Here is a 25186-nt window from a genome sequence, read left to right as displayed (position 1 = left end):
GGCTATTGTGAAACTGCTTGCGCCGGGAACGCTTTACACGCACGGCAGGGATAGATTTTGCGGTATCCAATGAATGATTCCTCCTTTGTGCTCTGGCTCAGGGAGTCAGGTATAAAATGGGCCAGTGGGATTGATATCGTTTACCCTTTTATTGTAAGCGTTTTCTTTATGCTTTTTATTACACTATTCTGCTATACCCTTTCAATATTCTGCTATGTTTTAGCTGATCGGTCTGATCTCATAAGAAAAAGCCATTCCGCTTTTCCGGTCAGGACACGCATTAGCTGCGCGCCGCGATCGGAAATGTCAGAATGGCTTCAGTGCCTTCACCTTTTTTACTGCAAAATTCCAGACTGCCGTCCATGGCTTCTATAATACGGAAAGTGACCATCAGACCAAGTCCGGTTCCTTTGGTCTTGTTGGAGAAATAAGGTTCTCCCAATCGTGCCAGTTCTTCTTCGGTCATCCCCGAGCCATTATCCTTGATATGCAGCTCGATATGGTTCTCATGTTCGATTGTCCATACCCGAACATAGCCTTCCTTGTGTACTGCTTCAATGCTGTTCTTGATAATATTGATGCAGGCCTGCTTGAACTTGGACGAATTTCCCCGGATCTGCAGATGCTGCGGTACCTGAATCTGCAGTACACTGCCCTGCAGGCTGGCCAGCGGCCGCATAATATTCTCGATATGCTGGAACTCCTCATACAGGTTGAGCGTCTCTGTTTTTTCAAACTGCGGTTTGGCAAAAGTAAGAAAATCTGTAATGATATTGGCGGCACGGTCCAGCTCTTCGAGCGCCATTCGGAGATGCTCGCGACCTTTGTCATCCGTATTCATCTGGGTAAGCTGGAGGAACCCTCGCGTCACCTGCAGCGGGTTGCGTACCTCATGGGCTACCGAAGCTGCCAATTCGCTGATCATATCCATTTTCTCGGAGCGCTGGAGTTCATTATTGAACAACTCCAGTTGCTGGGAATACTGCAGCACCTGCCGCTGATTCTCTGCAAATACCCGGCCCATGATAGCGATCAGCGAGATCACGAAGAAAATCACGCCCCATTTCCACAGCATCAGCTTGTAATCCCCATCTTCCAGATAGAACCAGATCAGCTCACTGGCGGTAATCAGCGCAAAAGTGGTAAATCCGGAAGCGAAAATAATCGCTGCCCGGTTGCGCTGCAGTGCATACCGGATCGTAATAATCATGAACAGGATCAACCCTGCCAGAATAAACAATCCCAGGATAAGCACGGATATCACATAGTAGATTTTGAAATACCGGTCATGGGTGAGTACGTTGGCGATCAGCGCCAATACGCAGAAGCCCGAATAGAAGTACTGCACCCGTTTGAGCTTGTGGATCATATCCCGGTAGCCCCTGCCGAATACACTTTCGAAAAATTCATAAAATGCCGGCACCAGTACAAACAGGCTGATATCAAATCCAAGCGCGTACAGCCTGTCCCCATCCGGATAAAAAGTAAACAGGAACGGCGAATAGGTCACAATCACACTGCCCAGCGCCAGAATTACGATACAGAGACTCACCCACATCCTGCGGGAGCGTCCCCTCAGGAACACCGAGCAGAAGGCCATAATAAAAGCGACAAAGATAAATGAAAATCCAATAACCACATCTACCAGATCGGAGCTGACATAAGTGGTCAGGATCTCCTGGTAATCCCCGATCAGGATACCATTGGTCAGACCAATTTTCTCCCGGGCAGATTCGACCCAGATATAAATCATTTTATAGGAGTCTTCGCGGGTTAGCGGCAGCAGCAGCTGATTCTGCTCGTAGGCGTAACCGCGGCGTGATTCATAGATTTTGTTGTCGTCCAGATAGACGATAACGTGCTTGCCCTGCAGTTCCCGGATCAGCAGGCCGGAGGTGTTCCAGTTCAGTTCTGGAAGCGGAATCCGTATCCATGCGGAGGAGCTGTTGACCGGCTTGCCATCCTTCATTAACTGGGAGGATGTCCAGTAACCGTTCTGGTCGTCATTCCAGGGCTTGGAGGTAAAGCTGTTCTGTGCCTGCCATCGGACCTGCCAATAATCGATACGCTGGAATTTTTGGTCTTCTCTTGCATTCGCAGACAGAGACAATGCCAGCATAGCCATGATAATGAAGAGTAGGAATATAATTAAGGCTTTTGGCATAAACTTCATAGTGCACCTCATTATTTATATACTGTCCTGGTGATACCAATATACTTCATTGTTAGCAGAACGAACTTAATCTTGATAAATATGTATATTTCCCTATTGTACCTTATAACGCGTTATTTCATAACTATTATTATACTTGTTTGCGCATGCCGGATACACATAAATTACGGAAGAATCAGTAAAATTCCTTCTACAGATGAAAAATATGCCAGAGTAAGTTGCGTCACCACCCGTCATTTCTCGTCAAAAACAGCCTTTTCTTGTTAAACGTCTTCAGAGCTGTGCTGTTCTGGCAATGTTTGGTCTGGCAATGACAAGGGTAAGCTCCAATAAGGGGACCGATTTCCTCTGGAACATTATTCCGAAGGAGATGATACGTATGACAGACAACAAACACTATGATGATGTATTTTGGAAAACAAGAAACTCATTACTGGATGACGAAGATTCCCAGCCGGCAGGAGAAGATACCGAGGTGGAACTGCCAAGAGATGCAGAACTTGCTGTTATCCAGCCGGAACGGATGAATCCGAAGGAATATGACAGTATTGCGGATGAAGAAGATGCCGGCAAGCATCCACAGGCTGACCCGGAAGATATCGAATCCGACGCTGCACTCGCCCGCGAGGAAGATTTGGACGAGAATAAATAAAACAATATAGAAGCAACATAACAACAGCACGTGTATAATCAGCTGCATAGTTATACAGTAAAAGCCGGAAGTAATCAGAATATTCTGATCGCTTCCGGCTTATTTGAATACAGATTCACAGGATTAGAGTGACTGCATGTATTGGTATTGGAGCTGTCTAATACTATACCTGTCCGTATGGGCAAAGTTGTTCTGTACCATTGTCGTCGGACCAGAAATACTGATTATTTCCGTCCATAATCGGCTTTGATCTCGCCCCAGCTGCGGGTTTCCCATTTGAGCAGCTTGTTGCTGTACGTATTCGTACGCAGCCACTGCTCTGCGCGATCTACCAGTTCCCAGATCTCGGCGGTTGAAGCATCACGTACCAGCGTAGAGGCTGCTTTTTTCTGCCGCACCCATTTCAGGGCATTCTCGGAATCACTGTAGACCGTTTTGCTGCTGCCCTGGCGCTTCAAGTAAGCGAGCGCATGTACAATAGCGAGGAACTCTCCCATATTGTTGGTCCCTTTGGCGATCGGGCCACAGCTGAAAATAGTCTGCCCGGTGCGTGTATCGACTCCCTTGTATTCCACCGGACCAGGATTGCCCCGTGTACCTACATCGACAGAGATACTGTCATAATCAATCTGATCCATCGAAATACTCGTCGATGCAGCAGTACGTTTGCCATAGCCTGCTGTCCGGGAATTTCCTGCAGAAGACGAACTACCGGTGCCGGATTTGCCCTGTCCCCAGTGCTTTTTCCAGCCTTCGCTGTAAGCTTTATCCGCATCGGCGCGGGATTCATAGGATTTATATTTGCCATCCTTGTATCCACTCGTCTGCTTCTGGCACTCCGGCCATGATGTATACACACCTGGATTGTGCCCTTCCCATACTACATAATATTTTGATTTTGCCATATCTTTTGTATGCCTCCATTGCCTCAGCCTGCACATAGTCTCAGACTGTCCTTGTACATATTCGTGTATAGATTGTTTATGTACCTTTCATTATGGCTGTTCGGTACGTACTTTGGCAACCGGTTCGGCAGCTGCAGCAGCCGGTATCTCCCAGCTGCGCCTTGTTACCATAAAGGCACATACGAGCAGCAGCAATCCATTGATAATAAAAACAAACCGGATATCCAGCCATGCCCCCAGCAGCCCGCCTATAACAGGACCTGCCATCGTAGCAATCTGGGATGCCGACTGATTCAGTCCAAATGCCCGTCCGCGGAAATCCGCCGGTGTCACCCGGACAATTATCGCATTAATCGACGGCAGCACCGCCGCAAAAAACAATCCATAGCCGAACCGCAGCGCTCCGAATCCCCAGATATCCGTAAAGAAAAACTGCAGCATATTACCGACCCCGCTGCCCAATAGTCCGATTAGCAGCACTTTGCCAAAGCCGATCCGGCTACCGATCTTGCCCCAGCGCGGCGCCATAATCAGGGTCGCAATACCGACAGCCGAGAACACAATCCCGGCACTGAGTGATGCATTACTGGTAGACACGCCCATACTTTTTACATAAATCGTAATAAGAGGTTCCAGAATCATCACCGAGAAGTTGGCTACCCCCGTCAGCAACAGCAGTGACATGAACAGCCGGTTGGATGCCGCCTGCCTGATATCATCCAGCACATGAGAGCGCTTGGCCGATCGGTTGAAATTGTGCTCCTTGGCCCAGATCGTCGCAATCAGTGCCGCGATCAATACAATCAGCGCCGAGAATAGAAAAGCATTTCGGTTGCCAAAATAATAACTGACCACCCCACCGATCAGCGGCCCGATAATCGTCCCTGTCGCTCCCGAAGTCGCCATTACGCCGAGCGCATAACCCGTCTTGTGCTCCGGTGTATTTGTTCCGACAAGTGCAATCGATGCCGGTACAAATCCTGCCAGCAGCCCCTGACAGAGACGAACTACCAGGAACACATACGGATCGGTCACAAAGTAACTGACCAGATAAAGCACCGCCAGACTGAATCCCGAACGAATCAGCATCGGCTTGCGTCCGTACTTGTCCGACAGCGATCCCCAGAATGGCGAGATTAGCGCACTCGCCAAAAAAGTAATGCCAAACGCAATGCCCGCCCAGATCTCCAGATGATCGGTCACTCCAAGCTCCGTCTCCAGAAAAATCGGCAAAAACGGAATCGAAATCGAATACGCCGTACTGCAAAAAAATACGCCAAGCCATAATACAATGAGATTTCTTTTCCATGGAAACTCCATCCAGGCAGACACATCCTTTCGATTATCGACCATTTTACTCCTGTTTGGAGGAAAGTCCAAATCGTTGGGAGGGGGGCCTGCATGGCCCTGGACGATCATGCAGCATATCGTATTGGCGATCTGACGGTACAGCACTTCAGACAATGAATGATACAGCGCTTCAGACAATGAATGATACAGCGCTTCGGGAAGGGATTATCCTGCTGACCTCCGGTTAAGCACCGGATATGTCTGAATCACCGCTATCGCGGTACATATCCGGTGCTTAAATGTCGGTTTGCAGGATAATTCCCTTCCCTCCGCTCCGTGCTAGGCGTTTCTATTGATGCTTTCCAATTACTTTATGGGTGCACAGTTGCTAGGCGTAACTGTTTTGTGAGATTAAGAAGAAAATAATTACGACTTCCTTGGTTGAGCATGAAATAATGGCGTTGGATATAAGTGTAATTATGGGGTGCAAGTATACATAGTAATTGGGAAAGGTGATGAGTATGGAGCGAATGATTCGTAATTCTGCAAAAGCACTTATTATCCGGGAAGGCCATATGCTGGCTTTGTAGCTGGATGATCAGGGTGATGTCTTTTACATTATGCCCGGTGGAGGACAGCAGGCTGGAGAGATACTCATGGATGCGGTAAAACGTGAAGTGGCTGAGAAGCTGAGCATGGAGATTGAACTGCAGTGTTTAAATCTTGAGTCCATCAAATTCTTTGAGCTTTTAGACTAACCGAGCCAATTTCAGTTGATTGCACTGAGCGAAGGAAAGGGAATTGTCCTGCAAGCCGACATTTAAGATCGGATATTTACCGCGATCAGCGGTGATTCCAAATATCCGATCTTAACCGGAGGCCAGCAGGACAATCCCTTTTCGCAGCGGTCTACCCTACTACTCTACTCTGTTCTGCCACAGCACTTTATCTTACTAATCCAACACAGTATCCTCTCACCCGATCACCTTATCCACTTTACCACGCAGCCGCCGTACTCTCCTTCAAACCATTCAGTCCGCTAAGTCACCAGCATCCCGCCGAATTTAGCAAGAAAGATGTCATCCCCCGCAATTTGGGGTAAGAACGAGTAAGACATTTTACACAAACGACTTTTACAATAAATGGACCTCCTACGACAAGCGTCCATACCGACCGAGGAGATGAATAAAATGAGTAATGAATTTGATAATAACAGGGATGCTGCTGCACAGGAATACAACCGTTATCGTACGATTGATCCGGTAACTGCACGGGATGAAGAAGAACTGCAAAGTATTCCGGCGGATGATCTGGATCTGATCAATCCGACGGTTCGTGATGAGGAAGGGATTCAGCCGGTAATCAGCGAGAACAATTCGGTTCACGATCTGGACCCGCGGCTAGCTTCGGAAGATATTGATCTGCATCGTCATACGATTGATCTGGATACCCATGCCGAGGAACTGGATACCGGTACCAATGCCGTAGATCAGGGCATTATGGACAATGCACAAAATGACTCCATGGTAGAAGACGGCCCTCTGCCGGATATCCCGGATGCCGATGAACTAAATGGCGGCGAGACACCGGAAGATCCGTCTGTACCATCTTCCTACGATCAGGATGCACACGGTACCGATCTGCGTAACGGCTCTACCGGCGAAGATGATCCGGATCGCTTTGAACGCCGCGACCGCTAAATCCAAGGAGGACTAACTCATGACTGAACACAAGCAAGACCCCAATGAGGACAATCTGGTTACCGAACGGGATAATGATCCTAAGTTTGGCTTGTTCCGTGAAGATTCTTTTCCCGATTCAGGTAGCGATGAAGTACAAAAACGTGTGATCGAAAATGAACTGCCGCGTGATAATGAGCTGCCGCAGCATGAACAAGATGCGGAAGATGAAGATACCCAGCGCTGATTGAGCAGCATCCGGTTTTCTTTTCAAATACAGATCAGATCATACCCGGTAGTGATCAATGATGGATACACATACCCTTGCCTTGTAAAAGTAACAGCAAAAAGCGATCCCGGATCATTCGAACGACTGGGATCGCTTTTTGCTGTTTTATTTTTTCTGTTTACTATTTTCACAGTGAACTACTGTATATCGCCTGGCAGCTTCTCAATCACAATAATACAGGTACTATTCGGCAGACGTACCTCTTCATCCCACTCATCCTGCAGCTGTATCCGGTGACACAGCGCCTCCGTATACCCTTCCTGCAGAAAAGCTTCCATATGCACAATATTCGCTTGCTCCCCGAGTGTGTCACTGATCAATGTACGGTACTGTGTCGGTGTCATATAACCAAACTGCTCCTGCACTTCATGCACATATGCTTCTTCGCCCCACGTATACGTGTACAGGAATTCCATCGCATCATTCACCGGCATCATCACCTGATTGCCACCCATAATCTCATACTGGATCTCTCTGCCCTCAAAATCTTCCGCGTAACGCTCCAGCGCTGTCATTCCTCCTTCTTCGAGGAAGGTAATCTTGCGCTGCTGCACGGTCGGTTCAGTCATGATGCCATCGCGGATAATAATCCGGCCTCCTACAGACAGTACTTCAAAAGCACTGCGAAGGGCAGCGGCGACAGTGTCCAGATTGAATTTGCGTCCCTGAAAAGGAACATAGGAGTACAGTTCGTGCAGAATCGAGGAGAACAGGATCGTATCCACACTGCCCGGCGTCACATATTCCTGCAAAGCAAGCGCATCTCCCTTGACGACTTCCCACTGATGTCCTTCCCGCTGTTTTTTGCGGTTCAGCGATTCGATCACATTTTCGGAAATATCGATACCGATTGCGCGTACTTCCGGCATCTCCGCTTCCAGCAGATCCAGCATGATGCCGCCGCCCGGACCGATATCCAGTACCGTCTGTCCAACCACATCGCGCAGTAGTAGCTTTTTGTAATCGATCGTTTGGTTCATCGTTTCCAGATAACTATCCTCATTATGGAAACGGTCATACGCATCACGCCGCAGATCGAACAGGTCGAACAGCATGAGCACTGCCTTTTCATACAATGGAGACTTCTCTGCCTCCATGCAGAATTCGATCAGCTTCTCTGCTGCCGGAGAAAAGGCAAAATTAAAAAATACGGTATCCGCAATATGCGGCTCTATCGTCAGCTCATACGTCAGATGCGGACTGGACAGATCCAGACGACCGGTACGCAGCTCATCCCATCCCCAATCGGCCAGATATTTCTCGATAATGCGCTTCTTGTACAGATTGATTTTCTTTGTCCCTCTGTAATCGTAGTACATACTGTTCATCAGGCGCTCAAAACTGATATGACGCACCTGTTCTCCGATCTGGCTGCTGATTAGAAGGAAGATTTTGCTGAATTCCTCCATCGAAAAGTCCTTTAACGCCGCTTCGACGTACCAAAAAGTACGATCTGCCAGCTGTTCAAACGCCTGGTCTATATCAATCTGACGGCGCAGCTGCTCCAACTGTTCCAGTGTGTTCTCTCCATATGCCGCGCTGCCGGTACGCAGGCGCAAAATACGATCCTGCACGGTAACATTCTCCGGCTGCTCGCCATAGGCAATAGCATGGATCAGCTGTACCAGCTCGTCTCGTACACGCTGCCATAGCTCTGTCGATACGGCTTCAATCACGCAGCGGTTCAGTACGAGCAGCGTACTTTTCATTTCTTCCGGGGACAATATGCCTTCGGCTACGATCTCCGTCAGTGTATGATTCTCATAAAAAGGAACTTCTCCCCGCAGATACTGACCGAGCAGTCCATGAGTACGGATCAGTGCTGTGACCAATCGGGTTCGGTCATGCTCCGGCTCTATCGCAGCACGCTCATATAGCTCGGCGGACCCTTCATTATGTACAAACAGATTGATCCCCTGTTCCTGCCAGCGTATCCGCTCACGTGCCGAGCCGCCTTTGGCTGTCTCCGACCACATCAGTGTCTCTTCGACAATATCACGCAGCCAGAACGATACCCGCAGCTGATCGAGAATACGCAGTGTACGCTCTACATAATCCAGTACCGGATTGGCTTCATTCAGCTCCTGCAGAGTATTAACCCGTTCCAAATTGACGATCCGTTCTTCGGCGGAGACCAGATGATTCAGCCACGGTGCGCTGAATGGCAACGGCGGGCCTGCATTACGATAAGATTCGATAGCAACAAGAGCTTGCAGCATCATCATTCCCTCATTTCCATTAATCGTATTTTATAAGATAAAGCGCAGTTTCTCATTAATCGCATAGATACAAAAAAGGATTGTATCCGCCCAACGAATACAATGCCTTTTCCCTGATATCCATCATTTTCATCCAAATAACTGGTTCAATGACTGAATGCTATTCCTGATATTGCCTGACTGGTTTATTCATGGTGTTCATCGCTTCTGTACGCCTATGGCGATATAACGGAGAGGTACAGGTATTTTTACTCCCGGCCGGGGAACTCGACAAACTCTTTGCCGACCGAATACCGTTTATCTTCATTAATGATATCGCCAAGCCAGCGACTCAGCTTCACACCGCTTTCCTGGGCGGAATAGAATACTTTGTACGGTGACAGCGTATGGGGCGTGCCGCGTCTTTTTTTGCCGCTGCCTACTCCATAATCGGTGATAAAAAAGTAATACTCCGGCAGTTCCTGCTGCAAGCGGCGTGCCGAGTTCAGCATCCCAAGCGACCATTCGTTAGTAATCTCCAGGTCGTCGCTGACCAGTCCCTCGGTTCGCCCGTTCAGTACGGCTTCATACGAAGGCAGTACTTTGTCGTACACCGTATTCGACTGCAGCAGTATCGTTCCCTCGGGCAGCAGGCGGTGGTTCGCCCGGAAAGCGGCGCCGATAATATCGTCCTCGATCTCATAGCCGTACCGCTGCCGGAAGTCCGCTTTCCATACTTCATCGATAATATGCGGCCACTGGTGCGAAGACAGATAAGCGCCATCCGCATAATGGTACAACTGTGCCTGCGGATAATGCTCGGCGATATACGGTGCCCAAAAAGCAGAGCCAAACCCGCCGGCACTCGCTCCGGCGATCAGCAGCTTGTCCGGTGCAGGCACATGCTTGAACATCCAATCCAGCCCTTTGAGCGTATTCGCCCGGCCGCTGTAATGCGCGGTGAATGTCAATTTCCCGCGGTCCTTGTATTTCACCTGATGATCTCCGATATGGAAATCGCCTGTTGCATAAGGGACATAGATAATATTCCAGTCGCGAAATGGATTGTCCTTGCGCTGATTATCCAGTATGCCTCCCAGCAAATCGGGTTTGTAAAAAGGAATATTGGCAAAATAATAACCCAGCTCATGATTATGCAGCAGTGTACGCAGTCCAAAAGGCTTGGTCGCCGTATTGCGGTTCCAACTGATGCCCCCACCGGAAAAATACACCATCAGATTATTGCTGCGGCCCCGCTTGGTCAGCAGATAGTAGGAAGATCCGTCTCCCGATACCGCCCGGCCGCTCAGATCAACACGGCTCCATTTATATAGTGGAGAATCAGCAAAGCTGACTACCCGGGACGGACGTTTGATGATAAAAACGATAATAGCTATCAGGACCAGGGCAAGCATCAACCATTCGACACTGGACACGATCATGTTGGTTCCTCTTTTCTATGACTCTCTCTAAATGAACCATGCAAGATGAATGGTCTATTTGGGGATTGTTGATGTTTAATTTTTGCGGATAACGGTCACCCGTGTTTTACGGGGAGTACGATTGGCTTTGCGGCCTTTGAGTAGCCATAGATCGGGCGTATCTCGAATATCACGGATTTCCAGCTGAAAAGGGGCCGGCGGCAGCGCTCGGGCAAAACGCAGAAATAGTCGATTGCCATCTACTGCCGAGTGGCTGACTTTCCATTCGCGGGGCTTGCTCAGACCCGTTGATAAATGCAGAACCACACTGCCGACCGACTCCGGATCAATTCGTTTGTTATATGTGATCATGACCTCATCCTCATCCAGCAGCAGTCCGGAAGAAGGCAGGGGCGGCTCGGCATACATATAGCCGCCAATATGATACTCATAGGCTGTCCAGGTCTGATAACCGAGCGCATACGCTTGATGTTCAAAATCATCGACCCAGCGACGACCCTTGATCATGCTCGCCTTGGAACCGATATCCGCCTGGATGCCAAGCGGCAGGTTCGGATAACGTTCCCGGATCGGTGCCGCCACCGGTTCATATTCGCGGATATAATCAGCGCCCAGCCCCCGCTTCATCCAGTCCGGCCAGTGGGTCTGCAGAATATGCAGATCCGGCCGCACCTTCTCGATCATGGATAGCGGATCAAGCCCTTGCCATTCACGCAGCTTGTCTACGGCATCTGCTTCCCGCACAGCCAGTGACCAGGTCGCCACCTTGATATCCGGACGCACCTGCCTTGCCCCCTTCTCTCCATTGATCAGCTCATCGATCAGATGGTTGACCGCATCAACGCGCAGATCGACCCATGCCTGGTAAATATCGGGGACGCGCTTGTAATAATTGGATGCCGATTCATCGACAAATTCGGGAATAGTTTCACCGTATTTCTGATGAAATGCCTGCCTTGCGAGCGGACCAATATCGCCATAGACACCGCGTGCGATGCCATTCCATTCCGGGAAATACGGTTCGGCCACTTCCACACCGTCGAACGGCACATTTTCCAGCAGATAGGACAGCACTTCCTTTTTCCACTGGATATAATCTGCCGAGAAATGGGAGAACCGTTCAAACCCGTCATTGATCGGACGCAGCAGCTCCATTTTCCAGGAAGCCCAGGATGGCGGTGCATGTTCTACACTGAATGTGCCGTTACCCAGCACCAGCGCCCAGACAGCAATTTCCCTTTTCTGGAGCGCTTCGACAAGCCACTGGTCGACCTTTTGTTCGTTGACTACAAAATAATGCACCGTACGATATCCGGCGAGCATCAGCTCATCCGCGATACTGTCGGGAGAACGATCCGCATAATAAGGAAACAGCGGATCGATCTGTATACTTGCGCCCCGCATCGCCCAGGGGCGGCTGCGATAAGGGTGATCATTCATCCGGCAAACCCTCCTGAGGTTGAAGATGTTGTAGTACGCGGCGGTTTGCGCTTGCGCAGAAACAGCTGGGCAGAGATTTTGGCACACCATAGTGAGAATCCGGCAAAAATAACGCCCCATACTACAGCAGGCAGCATAAATTGATGAGCTAGTCCGGTCGCATCACCTGCCGACGAAGGGCTGGTAATGGCCATAATCAGTATAGTCAGAGAAGATAGCACCGATTCTTCCAGCGTCAAAAACATAATTAGCAAATAATAGCCATTGCGCAGCCATTCCGGACTGATCAGCATTAGAATACTTACAATTACAAATCCGATCAGCCAGATTACGCCGAATCCCTGATGTACATACAGAATCAGCATAATAAGGGCGATAGCTGCCGTTACGATAATACCGATTCGCTGCTGACGCTTATGATAAAGGTAGAACAGCCAGATCACGAACAGCGAAGACCCCATATATCCTGCCAGTCCAATAGGCAGTCCGCTCCAGGCTGATGTAATCATGGAATAGGTCACTCCGCTGTGATCTGCGTTCAGCTCAATCCGATTTACCCGTCCCGAAGTCATCAGCGTAACAATGGCATGACAGAACTCGTGAATCATCGTATCCAGATTGCGGAATAACGAGGAGAACGGAATCAGCCGGGTCAGAACCGCCGATCCAACAAGCAGAAGAATCAATTTAAGCCATTTGTTCAATACTCCACATCCTCATATGCTTGATATACTTTTTATTTATCTATATTTTTATTCCATCTATTTGCATGATTTCTAGCCAAATTGTATGATCTCTCGCCAAAGCAGTGCATTGATATCGAAAACATGGCACTGTACTATCGTTTCTTTTATTTTAACGCTCGCTATCTTGCAATACAATTGATCGTCAAACCCTTATTATTACCCATTTGCCGATTTTTTGACCTTTATACTTTCTTACATCATATCTGTCTAATTATTTTATAGACAATTTATATTATTATCTATATTATATTGGTATAAGTATAGCGTTAATCTATTATAGGAGTTGAATAAAATGAATCGCAGAAAAGAACTGCAGGAGCAGTACAAGGAAATAAAGATAGAAGCAGGCATCTACGAGGTGCGCAATCTGCCGGAGCAAAAAGTCTGGGTCACCAGTACTCCAAATTTGCGTACTATTAACGGGTCCCTGTTCTCGCTGGAGATGGGCAGTTTTATCCACCGGGAATTGCAGGCAGACTGGACACGGCTTGGCAAAGATCAGTTCGAAGTGAATATACTGGAAGTACTCAAGCCGCTGGAAAATCCATATGAACGAATCAAGGACAAGCTGCAGGACAAGGAAGAGGAATGGATCGAGCGTTTCCGCAGTGAAGGCATGAATCTGTATCTTCCTCTTCAGAAAAACACATCGGTATGATACATCTGCATCAGGAACTGGAGCGAATCCGTAAAGTCTCCTTCTTGAAAAAGGCAGAGTCGTGGATACGACTTCTGCCTTTTTTGTGTTATACATTCAGATAGCTGTGCCATTCATCCGAATCAGGCAACCTGGTATTTGGGCTGCAAGAGGTGCTGTAACCAAGTTATGGTTTATGCACTTCCTGTACGTTCTTTCTACATCCTTTTTGTGATGTACTTTGTACGGTCTTTAGGTGTACACTCTACTTTCTTGTCCGCAGATTACCGTGTATTCATCTTTCTGACCGGGAAACTATGTTATACTTTTGGTCGAACTGTTGGAGTAGAGAGACTTCGGCACAAGTGTGATGACTACTTGTCTATACTGATTTACATCGAGAGAAACAAATAGAGAAAGAAGTGAATTGCTTGTTTATAACTATCCTGTACAGCGTAGTCCTGCCGATTATTGTGCTGATTGTTGTCGGTTCGGTACTGCAGCGGATTTTTCAGCTGGATCTGTACACGCTATCCAAAATCAACTTTTACTGTATTACACCGGCAACCGTATTTATGAGTCTGTATCATTCGAATATGAATCCTGAACTACTGGGTAGTGTGATACTATTCTATGCTCTGTATGTACTGATTCTGTATCTTCTCGGCTCCCTGACTTCAAAAATCATGGGCTACAAAAGCGGCAAAAAGGCTGCTTTCAATAACAGCATCATGCTGGATAACTCCGGTAATTACGGTCTGCCGGTCAATCAGCTCGTATTCAGCGGAGAGCCGCTGGCCGCTTCGATGCAGGCACTGATCATGTCTTTGCAGAGCCTGCTTACCTTTACCTATGGAGTCATCTCGATTCAGGGTTCCCGGCTGCAGGGCAATTACCGCAGCGTTATTATCGGATTTCTGAAAATGCCGGTTCCCTACGCATTGGCACTTGGCTTGATTATGCATGCGCTGGCGATTCCACTGCCGACCGTACTCGCCCAGCCGCTCACGTATGCCCAGCAGTCTATGGTCGCGATCGCACTGATCACGCTCGGTGCGCAGATCGTCAAATATCCACTGCGGCTGTATCGCAGCGATATCTATATCAGCATGGTACTGCGGCTGTTTGGCGGTCCACTGATCGGTCTGATGCTGATTCTGCTGCTCGATATGCACGGGATTCCAGCGCAGGCGCTGCTGATTGCCTCTGCTATGCCGACAGGGGTCAATACATCGATTCTGGCGGAAGAATATCGCAATGAACCCGATTTTGCCGCTCAGACGGTACTGATTTCGACAATTGTGAATGTATTTACGATTACTGCTGTCATTGCATTATCCGGGCATCTGCAATAATCGGATCGTTTGCGATATCCACCGTGAATAAAAAATACAGATGCAAGATGACCTGCAGGCTGCCGGAATGAACACTTTGTTGATTCGGCAGCCTGCTTCTGTTTAGCGGCTGCCAAATATTACGCGTCAATATTTGCTTCACAGCCCTGGCTTGGTTTAAAGTCATAGTATATGCTCTGCAGCACATTTCTGCGTTAGACGTTTCTTTGCGGATGATTGATCCGTCTCGAAATCGGCTAGCGCCAGACAACGTGCCAGGGAACTTACCATCCACTAAGGAGTGAACCTATCTATGCTACGCCAACCGCGTAAAAATGTTGTATTTGTACTCGTATGTGCAGCCCTGTTCCTGATTATCGCCGGCTGCGGCAATAATAATGGAACCAGCAGTTCTACTTCCGGCCAGACCGGTACGTCTACCAGCACAGAGACGAACGGCTCCAGTGGCAGCACGGGTTCGACCGGAAGCACCGGCGACCAGAGCGGATCTACAGCAACAGATACAACACAGGCACCATCCGCCACTGATAACTCGGCCAATTTCAAGCAGGATAACGATCCGATCGTAACAGTCGAAATGGATGATGGTCAAAAGATCGAAATCGAGCTGTATCCCAAAGCAGCACCGAACAGCGTCAATAACTTCATTTCCCTGGTCAAAAAAGGATTCTATGACGGTCTGACTTTCCACCGCGTTATTCCGGGCTTTATGATCCAGGGCGGCGATCCCAAAGGCGATGGCACTGGTGATCCAGGCTACAGCATCCCAGGCGAATTCCAAGCCAATGGCGTGCAGAATGATCTGAAGCACACGGCTGGCGTACTGTCGATGGCACGTTCCGGCGATCCGAATTCCGCCGGCTCCCAATTCTTCCTGATGGTAGCGGACGCTCCGCATTTGGATGGCGGATATGCTGCATTTGGTAAAGTCATCAGCGGCATGGAAGAAGTCAACAAAATCGTCAACCTGCCAAGAGATAGCAATGACAAACCGAACACTCCTCCTGTCATGAAAAAGGTAACCGTGGACACCAAAGGTGTCGATTATCCAGAACCGGAGAAAACAAAATAAGCCTATTTTCCAACCCGGCGTTTTCTACAGCGCCGGGTTTTTGCTGTTATGTTTTTGCTGGTAGTTAATTCTTTTTATCTCCAGTCATTCTATTTGTGTATATTCGTTCTTAGCTGAATAGATATTTCCATAACTATGCAGCTTGTTTTTCACATCGTATATACATTATAAAAAATGTCATTTTTTGTCGCAAAATTAGTAATTATCTATTTAGAAACTTAGCTATACCGACGATATATACCCTATGAAGTCTTGGCAAAGCCTTCATCACTACAGCATCCCATGCTGAATGATTGTCTATCATATTTAATCAGGGCAAATTCACTGAAAAGTGAAGACGCAAAGCCATGGGTCTAAGGCATGACAAGCAGGATCGTGCTAAGGCAGCCGGTTGCCGATGAATACCTGATGCGGTATGACTCGAAGGAGTCCAACATCATGAGAACAGCATATTATCGCTTACAATTGGGTATCCTCTGTATAGCATTATTACTAGGGCTAGGAGGATTCACGATGACATCTGCTTATGCTCAAGCGCCACAGAAAGCGACCTGGCTGTGGAACACACAGTTGATTGTGAATTCCACAGACCGCATTTTATCTTTTGCAGCCAGCCAGAACGTTACCCTGATCTACCTGCAGGTCAACGCCGATCTGGATGCTGATGTATACCAACACTTTATTGCTGCCGCTTCTGCACAGGACATTACGGTGCAGGCACTCGATGGAGCCCCTTCCTGGGCGCTGGATTCCCGGCGTCACGAACTTCAGGCCACGCTTGACTGGATAACCACGTATCAACAGGACGCCTCGGCAAATGAGAAATTCAGCGGTATCCATATCGATATCGAGCCTTATCTGCTGCCCGAATGGCGTACCGACCAGACCACCGTTATCGCCGGCTGGCAGCGCAGTGTGAAGACTGTTGTACAGACTGCTCATGCTCTGCATATCCCCGCTTCTGCCGATATCCCGTTCTGGCTGCATACCCTGTTGACCGCAGACGAATCTGCGACGCTCAGCAGCTGGATGATGCAGCAGTATGATTCCATTACGATCATGGCTTACCGTGATCATGCCTCCGGAATTCTGGATGTCGCCGAAGCCCAGCTTGCCGAAGGTGATGCTGCCGGTACTCCCGTCTATATAGGTGTAGAGACCAATCCTACAGATGAAGGGGATGCGATCACCTTTTACGAGGAAGGCGCTGCCTATCTGAACAACCAGCTGGCCAGCGTGATCCAGCAGGCTGGTGCACATGATTCTTTTGCCGGTATTGCTGTGCATGATTATGCCGGCTGGTCGACACTGGTAAATAAATAAAATGATGCTTCACTATCGAGACAGACGTTCTTTTCCGTCTGTCTCTTTATGTATATATGGAGAATATACCGAGATAATTTTATCTCTATGGGTAGTTCATTTTCTGTGCTTTGTTATGCGACCAAATACTTATCTATCTACCTTTGGAACCAATTCTTTTATTTGCAATATTCACAATTTGACGATTTTGTAGTTTAATGCCGATTAATGTAACAAAAATGTTATGCAATAGTATCCATTTACGGAAGATTCACTGCTGGCTGCCTTGTTATGATAGATACAGAAATTTGCAGGTAAGGAGCGTTTTATTCATGCTACATAAGCAAAAATGGTTATTCGCACTACTCATCGCTGTACTATTAATTCCCCAGACAGCGACCGCTGCCAAATCACAATCATCCGGCAGCAAAGCACATTCATCCAAAGTGATCTATCTGACTTTTGATGACGGACCGACTGCCCACACGATGCAGCTGCTCGATATCCTCGATCAGTACAATGCCAAAGCGACTTTCTTTATGCTTGGGCCGCATATGGAACACTTCCCAGCAGCGACCAAACGTATTGTCAAAGAAGGTAACGGACTCGGTCTCCATGGTGTTAGCCATGTGGTAAGCAAGTTCTACAGCTCTCCCTACAGCGCCTACAAGGAAATGAAAGGCGCCAACGAGAGCCTGTATAAAGTAACCGGCAAGTACACCAGCCTGGTGCGTACTCCTTACGGCAGCAAGCCGTATCTCAAAAAATCCTACCGGGATATTATGCTGAGCACCGGTGGTTTCCATCTGTGGGACTGGAACGTGGATTCCCTGGACTGGAAATACAAAAAAGATCACCAGAAAGTATACAACAACATTATGGCCCAGGTGAAATCGGTCGAACGTCGCGGCTCCACTCCGGTTGTACTGATGCATGATCAGCCCGCCACGCTCAAAGTACTGCCAAAAGTACTCAAAGAGCTCAAGGCAGAAGGCTATCATTTTGAAGTATTAGACAAAAAAAATCATCCGCTGAACTTCTGGAACGACGAACGCTAATTGGGCGATCCAAAGCCGGATATACAGCCTATGCAGTTTATACAACTGTACAAAAAGAACCCTGTTTGCAAAAAGATTTTTTTTGCGTACAGGGTTCTTTTTTATTCCTTCCAAGCTTATCAAGTTTTAGTGAGCTGTATCAGTCTTTATCCAGAATTTTTCCAGCTTCATTGGTTCCATACGGGCAATTCCGGCGTATTGCTGTTATGATAAAATAAACCCAATTTGTTTGTACAAAGGAGTGTATTTATGACGGAATCACAGCAGTCCGCAGCAGGTTCGCCCTATATCACACGTAATGACCGCGAACGGATTTTACGGCAAAAGGGACGTGTACTGTGGCTGACCGGACTATCCGGATCAGGTAAATCCACACTGGCTTTTGCCTTGGAGCACGAGCTGTTCCTGCGTGGACAATCCTGTTATGTACTGGACGGGGACCGGGTGCGGCAGGGACTGAACAGCGATCTTGGCTTTGCCCCGGAAGATCGGCGCGAGAATCTGCGACGCATAGGCGAAGTCGCCCGTATTTTGCTGGATAGCGGGCAGATCGTGATCGCTGCACTTATTTCTCCCCACGCGCCGGATCGGCAGATGGTGCGGGAAATGTTCCAGCCGGAGGACTTTTGCGAAATTTATGTTAATTGCTCTCTGGCAACCTGTGAGCAGCGTGATCCAAAGGGGTTGTATATTCGGGCGCGCAGTGGAGCAATTCCCCAGTTCACCGGAATCAGCGCTCCCTATGATATCCCGGAGCAGCCGGAACTCGTTATCAACACCGAGTTCCTGTCTGTTGAAGAATCCGTGATGCTGATCATGGAGACACTTGAACTGTCTGCTGTACCCAGTATGGATCTTTCCCGCTGATCCGGCTGACGGAGCGTATATTTAGTCTGTTCATGTATTGTCAGGCAGGAATAATGATTATACCTGCCGACATGGAGTAAATTTAGTTCCAGTACAATCTGCGATATTCTGTCGGAGTCTTCTTTTCACGGGCCAGAAATTGACGGTTAAAATAGCTCACACTCGGGTAACCGGCATCTTCTGCAATCTGCCCAATCGGACGGTCCGGACATTCCAGCAGCCATTGCTTGGCCATCTGCAGCCGGGAACGGGTAATAAATTCCATTGGAGTCATCTCGACCACACTTTTGAACAATCGACAAAAATAGTGCTCGCTCACTCCCGCTCGCTCCGCCCAATCCTGCAGCAAAAAAGGTTCACAGGCTTGCTGCTGCATCTGCGGCAGCAAGCTCAGAATCCGGTTCTCGGCCTGACCGGCCCGCCGATTCTTCAGCGGAACCGCCTGATGTACAAATTCGGCCAGAACCGCATAGGTCAATGTGGATAACAGAGCCGGATGCAGCATGCGGTGCCGCTCTGCTTCATCCAGCAGCGCCAGATGAGCCGCTTCCCACCCTTCCCGCTGACGCAGTGTCCATAGCAGATTACGGTGAAATCCCCGCTCAATCATATAATCATGCAGACGTTCTCCATAAAAATGCACCCAGCGCACATCCCAGGGATCATCCTGGCTACTATAATACCGCTGACGCTGATGCGGAAAATACAATACGGCTTGTCCGCTGCGTAGCTCATGCACTGTCCCTTCCACCTCTACATAACCTTTACCGGATGCTACATAATGTATATTGAAATTATTTAGTGCCCCTTCTTCTCTCAACACGGAATGTTCCGGATGCTGATGATAATGTCCGACCGATTCCGGCAAACAAAAATAAGGCTGTTCCTGCAGCGTAAGCAGTACGGTCTGTCTAATTCCTTTCACCCTCTCTAATGACAATATTGTGTTAATCTATTCAATATATTATCATTTCCAAGCCTTTTTGAATTCATTATAATCACAATATACAAGTAATTCATCCTATACACGAAAGGAAGATATACGATATGGAATATATCCAGATTGAAGGTGCACGCAAACCGGTCTCCCGGCTGATCAAAGGAACCGACTACTTTAAACATGATACTTATGAAAAGGCAGCTGCGAATCTGGATGCTTTTCTGGCGATTGGCGGCACGACTGTGGATACTGCTCATATTTACTGCGGTGGTGAAAGCGAAGAAGTGCTCGGTCAATACATGCAAGAACGCGGCAACCGCGAAGCGCTGGTCATTCTGACCAAGGGAGCGCATCATGACCAGCATGGACCACGTGTTAATGCTGAGGCTATTCGCAGTGATCTGATGACCAGTCTGGAACGGTTGCAAACCGACTTTATTGAGCTGTATGGTCTGCATCGGGATGATCCATCTGTTCCTGTAGGCACTATTTTGGAAGCGCTTAACGAGCATGTCGAAGCCGGGCGGGTAGGCGCTATTGGAGCCTCCAACTGGACATGGCAGCGGCTGCAGGAAGCGAATGATTACGCGGCTTCCCACGGATTAACCGGCTTTACGTTCAGCAGTCCCAATCTGAGCCTTGCCAAAGCCAATGAACCGTTCTGGCCGGGCTGTGTCTCCGCTGATCGCGAGACACTGGATTGGCATGAACAGACCCGGCTGCCGCTGCTGTCCTGGTCTTCGCAGGCGAGAGGCTTCTTTACCGGCCGATTTACTCCAGAAGTACGGGATAATGAAGACCTGGTACGCGTATTCTACAGCGACGACAACTGGGAGCGGCTGCGCCGTGCCGGAGAACTGGCTGGACAAAAGCAGACCACCACGATCCAGATTGCACTTGCCTATGTACTCAATCAGCCTTTCCCGACCTGTGCCCTGATCGGAGCACAGAACCGTGAGGAGCTGTTATCCTGTGATGAGGGTGCGAAGATCAATTTGACACGCGAAGAACTGAACTGGCTGGATCTGAAGTAAATCCTGGCTCTACACAATCATTTACCGAATGATTGGAAAAGAGTAACGATTGCTGTATACCCTGATCTGGCATCAAATCCAATACTATTCTGCTAAAATCCACTCTGCAGTATCAACAATCAATTCAGACTATCCTTAATCCAAACTATCAAAAAAGGAACAGATTTCACTGCATTGCAGTGATCTGTTCCTTTTTCATATCATATGGTGTAATTCGCCTGCATACCATTGGTTGATCTGCATATCGCTCATCTTATTGCATACACATAATTTTATTCACTTCAGCAGCGAACGGTTTATCTGTCAGAAAAAGAAGCATGAGCCCATCCAGTATTACTGGGCAGCTGTCTGATACGCCAGCAGCTGGTGGAAGGTTCCCTTGGTCTCGCTGGACAGCTGGTTGAATCCGCCCTGCTGCACAATCTGGCCATGATCCATTACAATCACCTGGTCGGCATTGCGAATCGTGGACAGACGGTGAGCGATAACGATCAATGTGATCTTGCCTTTCAGCTTCTCCAGAGCCAGCTGTACCTTGGCTTCATTCTCGGTATCCAGTGAGCTGGTCGCTTCATCCAGAATCAGCACTTCCGGCTTGCGCAGAATCGCACGTGCCAATACAATACGCTGACGTTCTCCTCCGGACAGACGGACACCGCGGTCACCGATAACCGTGTCCAGTCCATCCGGCAGATTCCGTACAAATTCGTCACAGGCAGCAAATGATAATGCTTCCCATAGCTCTTCCTCACTCGCATCCGGCTTCACAAGCAGCAGATTCTCACGAATACTACTGTGGAACAGGAACGGCTCCTGTGCTACATAACCGATCGAGTTGCGCCAGGACAGCAGACGCTCTCCGGTCAGCACATCTCCATCTACAGTGACTTTGCCTTCCTGCGGCTCCATGAGGCCCATCAGCATATCGATCAGCGTACTTTTGCCCGCTCCCGAGCGTCCGGCGACCGCCGTCATCTGGCCTGCCGGAATAAACAGATTAATATTCTGCAGAGCATTACCATGCTCCTCGCTGTAACGGAACGATACCTGCTCACAGCGGATACCCTGCTGCAGCGGCTGTACCGGTCCCTGACCATATCCAACCGGACGATATGATTCTTCGGCCTGTTCACATTCGGTCTGCAGCTTGGAGAGTGCGCGGAAAGCCGGCAGCAAAGCACCGATATATTCCAGATACGACTGGATACCACTGAATCGTGGCCATAACCGGGCAAAGATCAGTACGATCAGCACTGAACGCTCCGGCTGCAGCTTGAATACCTGTGCGGATAATACGATAAAGCCGACAATGAATACGACCGAGATCAGCTTGTAGATCAGCTGGGTAGCCGAATTCAGGCGAATCTGCTGGATCAGATTATATTCCAGCTTGTTGGCCATATTGCGGAACCAGTCAAAGTGCGAAGACTCCAGCATATTGCTTTTGATATCCTTGATTCCGTTCAGATTCTCCTGAATACCGGAGAAATAATCCTGCGATAGCTGGGTCATTTTATCTCCGTACGTTTTGGATTTGCGGACAAACTTGCGTGAATACAAGGCCAGCAATCCGCCGCCGATCATTACAAGCAGCGTCATCTTGAACGACAGTACCATAGCGAATCCGATTTGGATCACGGTAAACAGCAGCGAAGTGGACAGCATCAATACCAGATTCGTACCCTGACTGACTCTGGCCAACTCGGTAGTCAGCATATGACTAAGATCCGATTTGCGCTTGCGCAGGAAAAAGGTCCAGTTGGAGCGCATAATCGAGCGATAGACTCGCAGCCGCAGACTTTTGATAAATCCCTGCTGGATCTCGGCACCCATAATAGCCTGCTTGCGCTGCATCAGTCCCTGTACGATTGTCAGCAGACTGTAGATCGACAAAATAATAATCAATGTAGTCGCCACCGGCATCTGCTTGAGCGGCGCGAACAGCGAGGCCATCGGTAGCGTGCTGCTGCCTGCTCCGCCAAACACACCAATCAGGCTGAGCAGCGGAACGAGCATATACAGGGTTACCATATCGAGCAGACTGATGACCAGCATCAGACCGATATAGAAATAGATTCGCTTGCCACCATATTGGCGTAGTTCATTTACGTAGCTGCGCAGCTCATTCACTGGCCCACCTCCCGCTGCAGGGCACTGCGGCGCTGATTGCGCCGGTACAGCAGCAGAAACGGATGAAGCGGATAATACATAAAGTGCAGCGGCTTCGGCAGCGGCAGAGTCTGCATATCCCAGGCATCCGGCGTCATTTTGCGCCACCAGAACAATGCTTTTTGACCGTTGGTACGCAGTGCATACTGATAGGAACGGTATTTTTGCGCCAGCCGCTCGGTTTCCGGTTCTGGACAGAGGCTGACCTTTTCCCGGATAAATACAATAACCCGGCGAGCCAGATCTCTGGCACGCGGCTGATTCATCAGGACTTCCATCTGCGGTGTTACCGGGGTCTCCAGCAGAGCAGCCGACAGCAGAAAAGCCTGACCGATAATATGACTGCTCTTATACTGGCGAGCCAGGCGTGTGAGCAGTTCCCAGTCGATATCCATACGTACCAGTCTGTCAATATCCGCCAACCAGCGCAGCCGGAACCAGGCATGACGTGCCCCATGGACAGCGAGATAGATCAGCAGATCTTCTTTGCCCAGCATATGCACGGAGGTACCGCCAAACTGCATCGTTTGTTTGCGTGTCCACAGATCGTCAAAGCTTTGTTCCGCACCAGCATCTCCGTTCAGCCGCCAGTGCAGCTCAATCTCTACACCGGTACGTTCATGCGTGTAGGATTCATGATTGTAGCGCCATTTCCATTTATCCAGCGTGCGGTCCACTTCCTGGGTCTTGGTATATCCAAGTTCCAGCAGTGTCTGTTCGGCTGCTTCTATACGATCCATCGGTACCAGTACATCCAGATCCTTGGACGTGCGGCGGGACAGATCCCCATAGAGCAGCTGAGCGAGGACCGGACCCTTGAGCTGGAGAGCCGGAATATCCTGCTTGTTAAACGCCTGGCTGACCTTTTGCATTTGGCCGCTGAGCTGCAGCATGGTGAAGGTATTATGGTGATAGCGGTGATTCAGCCACTGCATCGTCTCTGCTGGCAGCAGATCGCTGTACGCCGACAGATGCGCATGGATCGTAGGATAAACACGGTGATGCATAGACAGCGAACTGAACTCCTGCCAGTCCAGCGCAGATTCTCCGCCAGCCAGTAACAGGTCAGCAGGCTTGGACTTCATTGAACCCAGCATCAGTTTCAATTCGACAGGGAAGTTCCGTAGATCAAGGCCCCATTCCTTATTCATGGCTTACTCCTTTATATTCTGTATTCAATCGTTGTCAGTTGAACTGCTTGGCAAACCGCCCGACGACTGTATATTGTTCGATTTCCTTGGCGCCTGTCAGATAAAAGCGTCCGCTTCTCAGCCAGGCATGTGCGGCATTGCCGCCTTTTTCGTCACGGCGCATACCGAGATAAAGTGTACTTGGCAGCTTGCGGCGTTCAAGCATTTTCATCGCAGCAAAAGCCATAACGAGACATTCCGTTTCCCAGAACACATGTGGACTGACCAGATGCAGCGCTTTGGAGATCTGCACCGCCTGACGGTGAGCATCCCGATCCGACTCATACGTGGTCTCCTGCATATAATCACCCAGGGACGGAGAGACTTTGGCAAAAGGCCGCATCTTCATGATGCGCCCCCAGGCAAGGTAAAACAGAGCTTCCAGCATTAGCTTGCGCATCGCAGCCGGGTAGTTGCGCAGTTTGGCTGCTTTGGACAATTTAGCGAACGGCAGCCCCATTGACCTCAACCAGCCCTTCCTGCAGCATTTTTTCTACAAATACACTTACCTGCTGTTTGCACACGTCCTGCGCAACATCATACTCCTGTACCAGTACTGCGACGATCTCGTCTACAGTAACCGGTTTTTCACTAATATCCCAGATCCGGCCGCCAATTGCGCCCAGATTATAGTACTTGCCGGACTCGATATCGAGCATAACCTTTTCACCATTCATATCGCTGGCGATATAGTTGGAATTCTGGGTGATTTTTTGTGTATCGTTCATCATTTGCTTGGACATTAACT

General features: G+C 48.9%; 22 protein-coding genes and 1 riboswitch. Of the genes, 10 read left to right on the top strand and 12 right to left on the bottom strand.

Annotated features, from left to right (window positions below):
- Positions 1–280 precede the first annotated feature (280 nt).
- Positions 281–2125, bottom strand: a complete 1845-nt coding sequence (locus AR543_RS07570; protein WP_227871859.1) for a sensor histidine kinase — start codon at positions 2123–2125, stop codon at positions 281–283.
- Positions 2126–2552: 427 nt separating this feature from the next.
- Between AR543_RS07570 and AR543_RS07565 the strand changes: the two genes are divergently transcribed.
- A complete protein-coding gene (locus AR543_RS07565) occupies positions 2553–2825 on the top strand; it encodes a hypothetical protein (RefSeq protein ID WP_060533211.1) in 273 nt (90 codons plus the stop codon).
- A gap of 224 nt (positions 2826–3049) precedes the next feature.
- Here AR543_RS07565 and rnhA read toward each other — a convergent pair whose 3' ends face one another.
- A complete protein-coding gene (gene rnhA, locus AR543_RS07560; protein ID WP_060533209.1) occupies positions 3050–3730 on the bottom strand; it encodes a ribonuclease H in 681 nt (226 codons plus the stop codon).
- 90 nt (positions 3731–3820) lie between these two features.
- On the bottom strand, positions 3821–5050 hold the full coding sequence (locus tag AR543_RS07555) for an MFS transporter (protein ID WP_060536685.1): 1230 nt from the start codon (positions 5048–5050) through the stop codon (positions 3821–3823).
- A gap of 1160 nt (positions 5051–6210) precedes the next feature.
- On the opposite strand from AR543_RS07555, the gene AR543_RS07550 reads away from it, so the two are divergent.
- The gene (locus tag AR543_RS07550; RefSeq protein ID WP_060533207.1) at positions 6211–6720 is read left to right on the top strand and encodes a hypothetical protein; all 510 of its coding nucleotides are present in this window, start codon (positions 6211–6213) and stop codon (positions 6718–6720) included.
- Positions 6721–6739: 19 nt separating this feature from the next.
- Complete coding sequence (locus AR543_RS07545; protein ID WP_060533205.1) at positions 6740–6946, top strand: hypothetical protein; 207 nt, start codon at positions 6740–6742, stop codon at positions 6944–6946.
- A 179-nt stretch (positions 6947–7125) separates the two neighbouring features.
- Here AR543_RS07545 and AR543_RS07540 read toward each other — a convergent pair whose 3' ends face one another.
- The 4 genes from AR543_RS07540 to AR543_RS07525 all read right to left on the bottom strand — a co-directional run bounded on the left by AR543_RS07540 (position 7126) and on the right by AR543_RS07525 (position 12772).
- Positions 7126–9207, bottom strand: a complete 2082-nt coding sequence (locus tag AR543_RS07540) for a class I SAM-dependent methyltransferase (RefSeq protein ID WP_060536684.1) — start codon at positions 9205–9207, stop codon at positions 7126–7128.
- A 248-nt stretch (positions 9208–9455) separates the two neighbouring features.
- Positions 9456–10628 carry a pectin acetylesterase-family hydrolase gene (locus tag AR543_RS07535; RefSeq protein WP_060533203.1) on the bottom strand — a complete coding sequence of 391 codons (1173 nt, stop codon included), beginning with the start codon at positions 10626–10628 and terminating at the stop codon, positions 9456–9458.
- Between the two features lie 75 nt (positions 10629–10703).
- Positions 10704–12068 (bottom strand): hypothetical protein, encoded by a 1365-nt coding sequence (locus AR543_RS07530; RefSeq protein ID WP_060533201.1) that lies wholly within the window; start codon positions 12066–12068, stop codon positions 10704–10706.
- A complete protein-coding gene (locus tag AR543_RS07525; protein WP_060533199.1) occupies positions 12065–12772 on the bottom strand; it encodes a M50 family metallopeptidase in 708 nt (235 codons plus the stop codon). The genes AR543_RS07530 and AR543_RS07525 overlap by 4 nt, the downstream gene beginning before the upstream one ends.
- 334 nt (positions 12773–13106) lie before the next feature.
- On the opposite strand from AR543_RS07525, the gene AR543_RS07520 reads away from it, so the two are divergent.
- The 6 genes from AR543_RS07520 to cysC all read left to right on the top strand — a co-directional run bounded on the left by AR543_RS07520 (position 13107) and on the right by cysC (position 19105).
- Positions 13107–13472 carry a GIY-YIG nuclease family protein gene (locus tag AR543_RS07520; protein WP_060533197.1) on the top strand — a complete coding sequence of 122 codons (366 nt, stop codon included), beginning with the start codon at positions 13107–13109 and terminating at the stop codon, positions 13470–13472.
- A 410-nt stretch (positions 13473–13882) separates the two neighbouring features.
- Positions 13883–14806 (top strand): AEC family transporter, encoded by a 924-nt coding sequence (locus AR543_RS07515; protein WP_060533195.1) that lies wholly within the window; start codon positions 13883–13885, stop codon positions 14804–14806.
- A gap of 292 nt (positions 14807–15098) precedes the next feature.
- Complete coding sequence (locus AR543_RS07510) at positions 15099–15878, top strand: peptidylprolyl isomerase (protein WP_060533194.1); 780 nt, start codon at positions 15099–15101, stop codon at positions 15876–15878.
- 304 nt (positions 15879–16182) lie between these two features.
- Positions 16183–16277: riboswitch (cyclic di-GMP riboswitch) on the top strand.
- 114 nt (positions 16278–16391) lie between these two features.
- Entirely contained in the window at positions 16392–17201 is an 810-nt protein-coding gene (locus AR543_RS07505; RefSeq protein WP_060533192.1) for a hypothetical protein, read from the top strand.
- Between the two features lie 311 nt (positions 17202–17512).
- Positions 17513–18238: a polysaccharide deacetylase family protein gene (locus AR543_RS07500; protein WP_060533191.1), complete on the top strand. Its 726-nt coding sequence runs from the start codon at positions 17513–17515 to the stop codon at positions 18236–18238.
- A 249-nt stretch (positions 18239–18487) separates the two neighbouring features.
- On the top strand, positions 18488–19105 hold the full coding sequence (gene cysC / locus AR543_RS07495) for an adenylyl-sulfate kinase (protein WP_060533189.1): 618 nt from the start codon (positions 18488–18490) through the stop codon (positions 19103–19105).
- Between the two features lie 82 nt (positions 19106–19187).
- Here the strand turns inward: cysC and AR543_RS07490 are convergent, their stop codons facing one another.
- On the bottom strand, positions 19188–20030 hold the full coding sequence (locus AR543_RS07490) for an AraC family transcriptional regulator (protein WP_227871858.1): 843 nt from the start codon (positions 20028–20030) through the stop codon (positions 19188–19190).
- A 122-nt stretch (positions 20031–20152) separates the two neighbouring features.
- Here AR543_RS07490 and AR543_RS07485 point away from each other — a divergent pair, with 122 nt between their 5' ends.
- Entirely contained in the window at positions 20153–21079 is a 927-nt protein-coding gene (locus AR543_RS07485) for an aldo/keto reductase (protein ID WP_060533187.1), read from the top strand.
- A 333-nt stretch (positions 21080–21412) separates the two neighbouring features.
- On the opposite strand, the gene AR543_RS07480 is transcribed toward AR543_RS07485, so the two are convergent.
- From AR543_RS07480 to AR543_RS07465, 4 genes are read right to left on the bottom strand one after another with little or no spacing between them, the layout of a single operon-like run.
- Positions 21413–23209 carry an ABC transporter ATP-binding protein gene (locus tag AR543_RS07480; protein WP_060533185.1) on the bottom strand — a complete coding sequence of 599 codons (1797 nt, stop codon included), beginning with the start codon at positions 23207–23209 and terminating at the stop codon, positions 21413–21415.
- Positions 23206–24399 (bottom strand): nucleotidyltransferase domain-containing protein, encoded by a 1194-nt coding sequence (locus AR543_RS07475; RefSeq protein ID WP_060533183.1) that lies wholly within the window; start codon positions 24397–24399, stop codon positions 23206–23208. Before AR543_RS07475 ends, AR543_RS07480 begins: the two co-directional genes overlap by 4 nt.
- 34 nt (positions 24400–24433) lie before the next feature.
- Positions 24434–24898: a lasso peptide biosynthesis B2 protein gene (locus AR543_RS07470; RefSeq protein ID WP_418304210.1), complete on the bottom strand. Its 465-nt coding sequence runs from the start codon at positions 24896–24898 to the stop codon at positions 24434–24436.
- Positions 24879–25181, bottom strand: a complete 303-nt coding sequence (locus AR543_RS07465; protein ID WP_060533181.1) for a lasso peptide biosynthesis PqqD family chaperone — start codon at positions 25179–25181, stop codon at positions 24879–24881. Before AR543_RS07465 ends, AR543_RS07470 begins: the two co-directional genes overlap by 20 nt.
- Between the last annotated feature and the right edge of the window lie 5 nt (positions 25182–25186).

It is taken from the genome of Paenibacillus bovis (genome assembly GCF_001421015.2).
GTDB classification, from domain to species: domain Bacteria; phylum Bacillota; class Bacilli; order Paenibacillales; family Paenibacillaceae; genus Saccharibacillus; species Saccharibacillus bovis.
This window is presented reverse-complemented; position numbering and strand designations above follow the sequence as displayed.

Bases quoted from the DNA above. Each gene is read 5' to 3' on its own strand.
- AR543_RS07555 (WP_060536685.1), bottom strand. From the start codon at position 5,050: ATGGAGTTTCCATGGAAAAGAAATCTCATTGTATTATGGCTTGGCGTA.
- AR543_RS07530 (WP_060533201.1), bottom strand. From the start codon at position 12,068: ATGAATGATCACCCTTATCGCAGCCGCCCCTGGGCGATGCGGGGCGCA.
- AR543_RS07500 (WP_060533191.1), top strand. From the start codon at position 17,513: ATGCTACATAAGCAAAAATGGTTATTCGCACTACTCATCGCTGTACTA.
- AR543_RS07470 (WP_418304210.1), bottom strand. From the start codon at position 24,898: ATGGGGCTGCCGTTCGCTAAATTGTCCAAAGCAGCCAAACTGCGCAAC.
- AR543_RS07475 (WP_060533183.1), bottom strand. From the start codon at position 24,399: ATGAATAAGGAATGGGGCCTTGATCTACGGAACTTCCCTGTCGAATTG.
- AR543_RS07485 (WP_060533187.1), top strand. From the start codon at position 20,153: ATGGAATATATCCAGATTGAAGGTGCACGCAAACCGGTCTCCCGGCTG.
- rnhA (WP_060533209.1), bottom strand. From the start codon at position 3,730: ATGGCAAAATCAAAATATTATGTAGTATGGGAAGGGCACAATCCAGGT.
- AR543_RS07545 (WP_060533205.1), top strand. From the start codon at position 6,740: ATGACTGAACACAAGCAAGACCCCAATGAGGACAATCTGGTTACCGAA.
- AR543_RS07520 (WP_060533197.1), top strand. From the start codon at position 13,107: ATGAATCGCAGAAAAGAACTGCAGGAGCAGTACAAGGAAATAAAGATA.
- cysC (WP_060533189.1), top strand. From the start codon at position 18,488: ATGACGGAATCACAGCAGTCCGCAGCAGGTTCGCCCTATATCACACGT.
- AR543_RS07565 (WP_060533211.1), top strand. From the start codon at position 2,553: ATGACAGACAACAAACACTATGATGATGTATTTTGGAAAACAAGAAAC.
- AR543_RS07535 (WP_060533203.1), bottom strand. From the start codon at position 10,628: ATGATCGTGTCCAGTGTCGAATGGTTGATGCTTGCCCTGGTCCTGATA.
- AR543_RS07505 (WP_060533192.1), top strand. From the start codon at position 16,392: ATGACATCTGCTTATGCTCAAGCGCCACAGAAAGCGACCTGGCTGTGG.
- AR543_RS07510 (WP_060533194.1), top strand. From the start codon at position 15,099: ATGCTACGCCAACCGCGTAAAAATGTTGTATTTGTACTCGTATGTGCA.
- AR543_RS07550 (WP_060533207.1), top strand. From the start codon at position 6,211: ATGAGTAATGAATTTGATAATAACAGGGATGCTGCTGCACAGGAATAC.
- AR543_RS07540 (WP_060536684.1), bottom strand. From the start codon at position 9,207: ATGCTGCAAGCTCTTGTTGCTATCGAATCTTATCGTAATGCAGGCCCG.
- AR543_RS07570 (WP_227871859.1), bottom strand. From the start codon at position 2,125: ATGGCTATGCTGGCATTGTCTCTGTCTGCGAATGCAAGAGAAGACCAA.
- AR543_RS07465 (WP_060533181.1), bottom strand. From the start codon at position 25,181: ATGTCCAAGCAAATGATGAACGATACACAAAAAATCACCCAGAATTCC.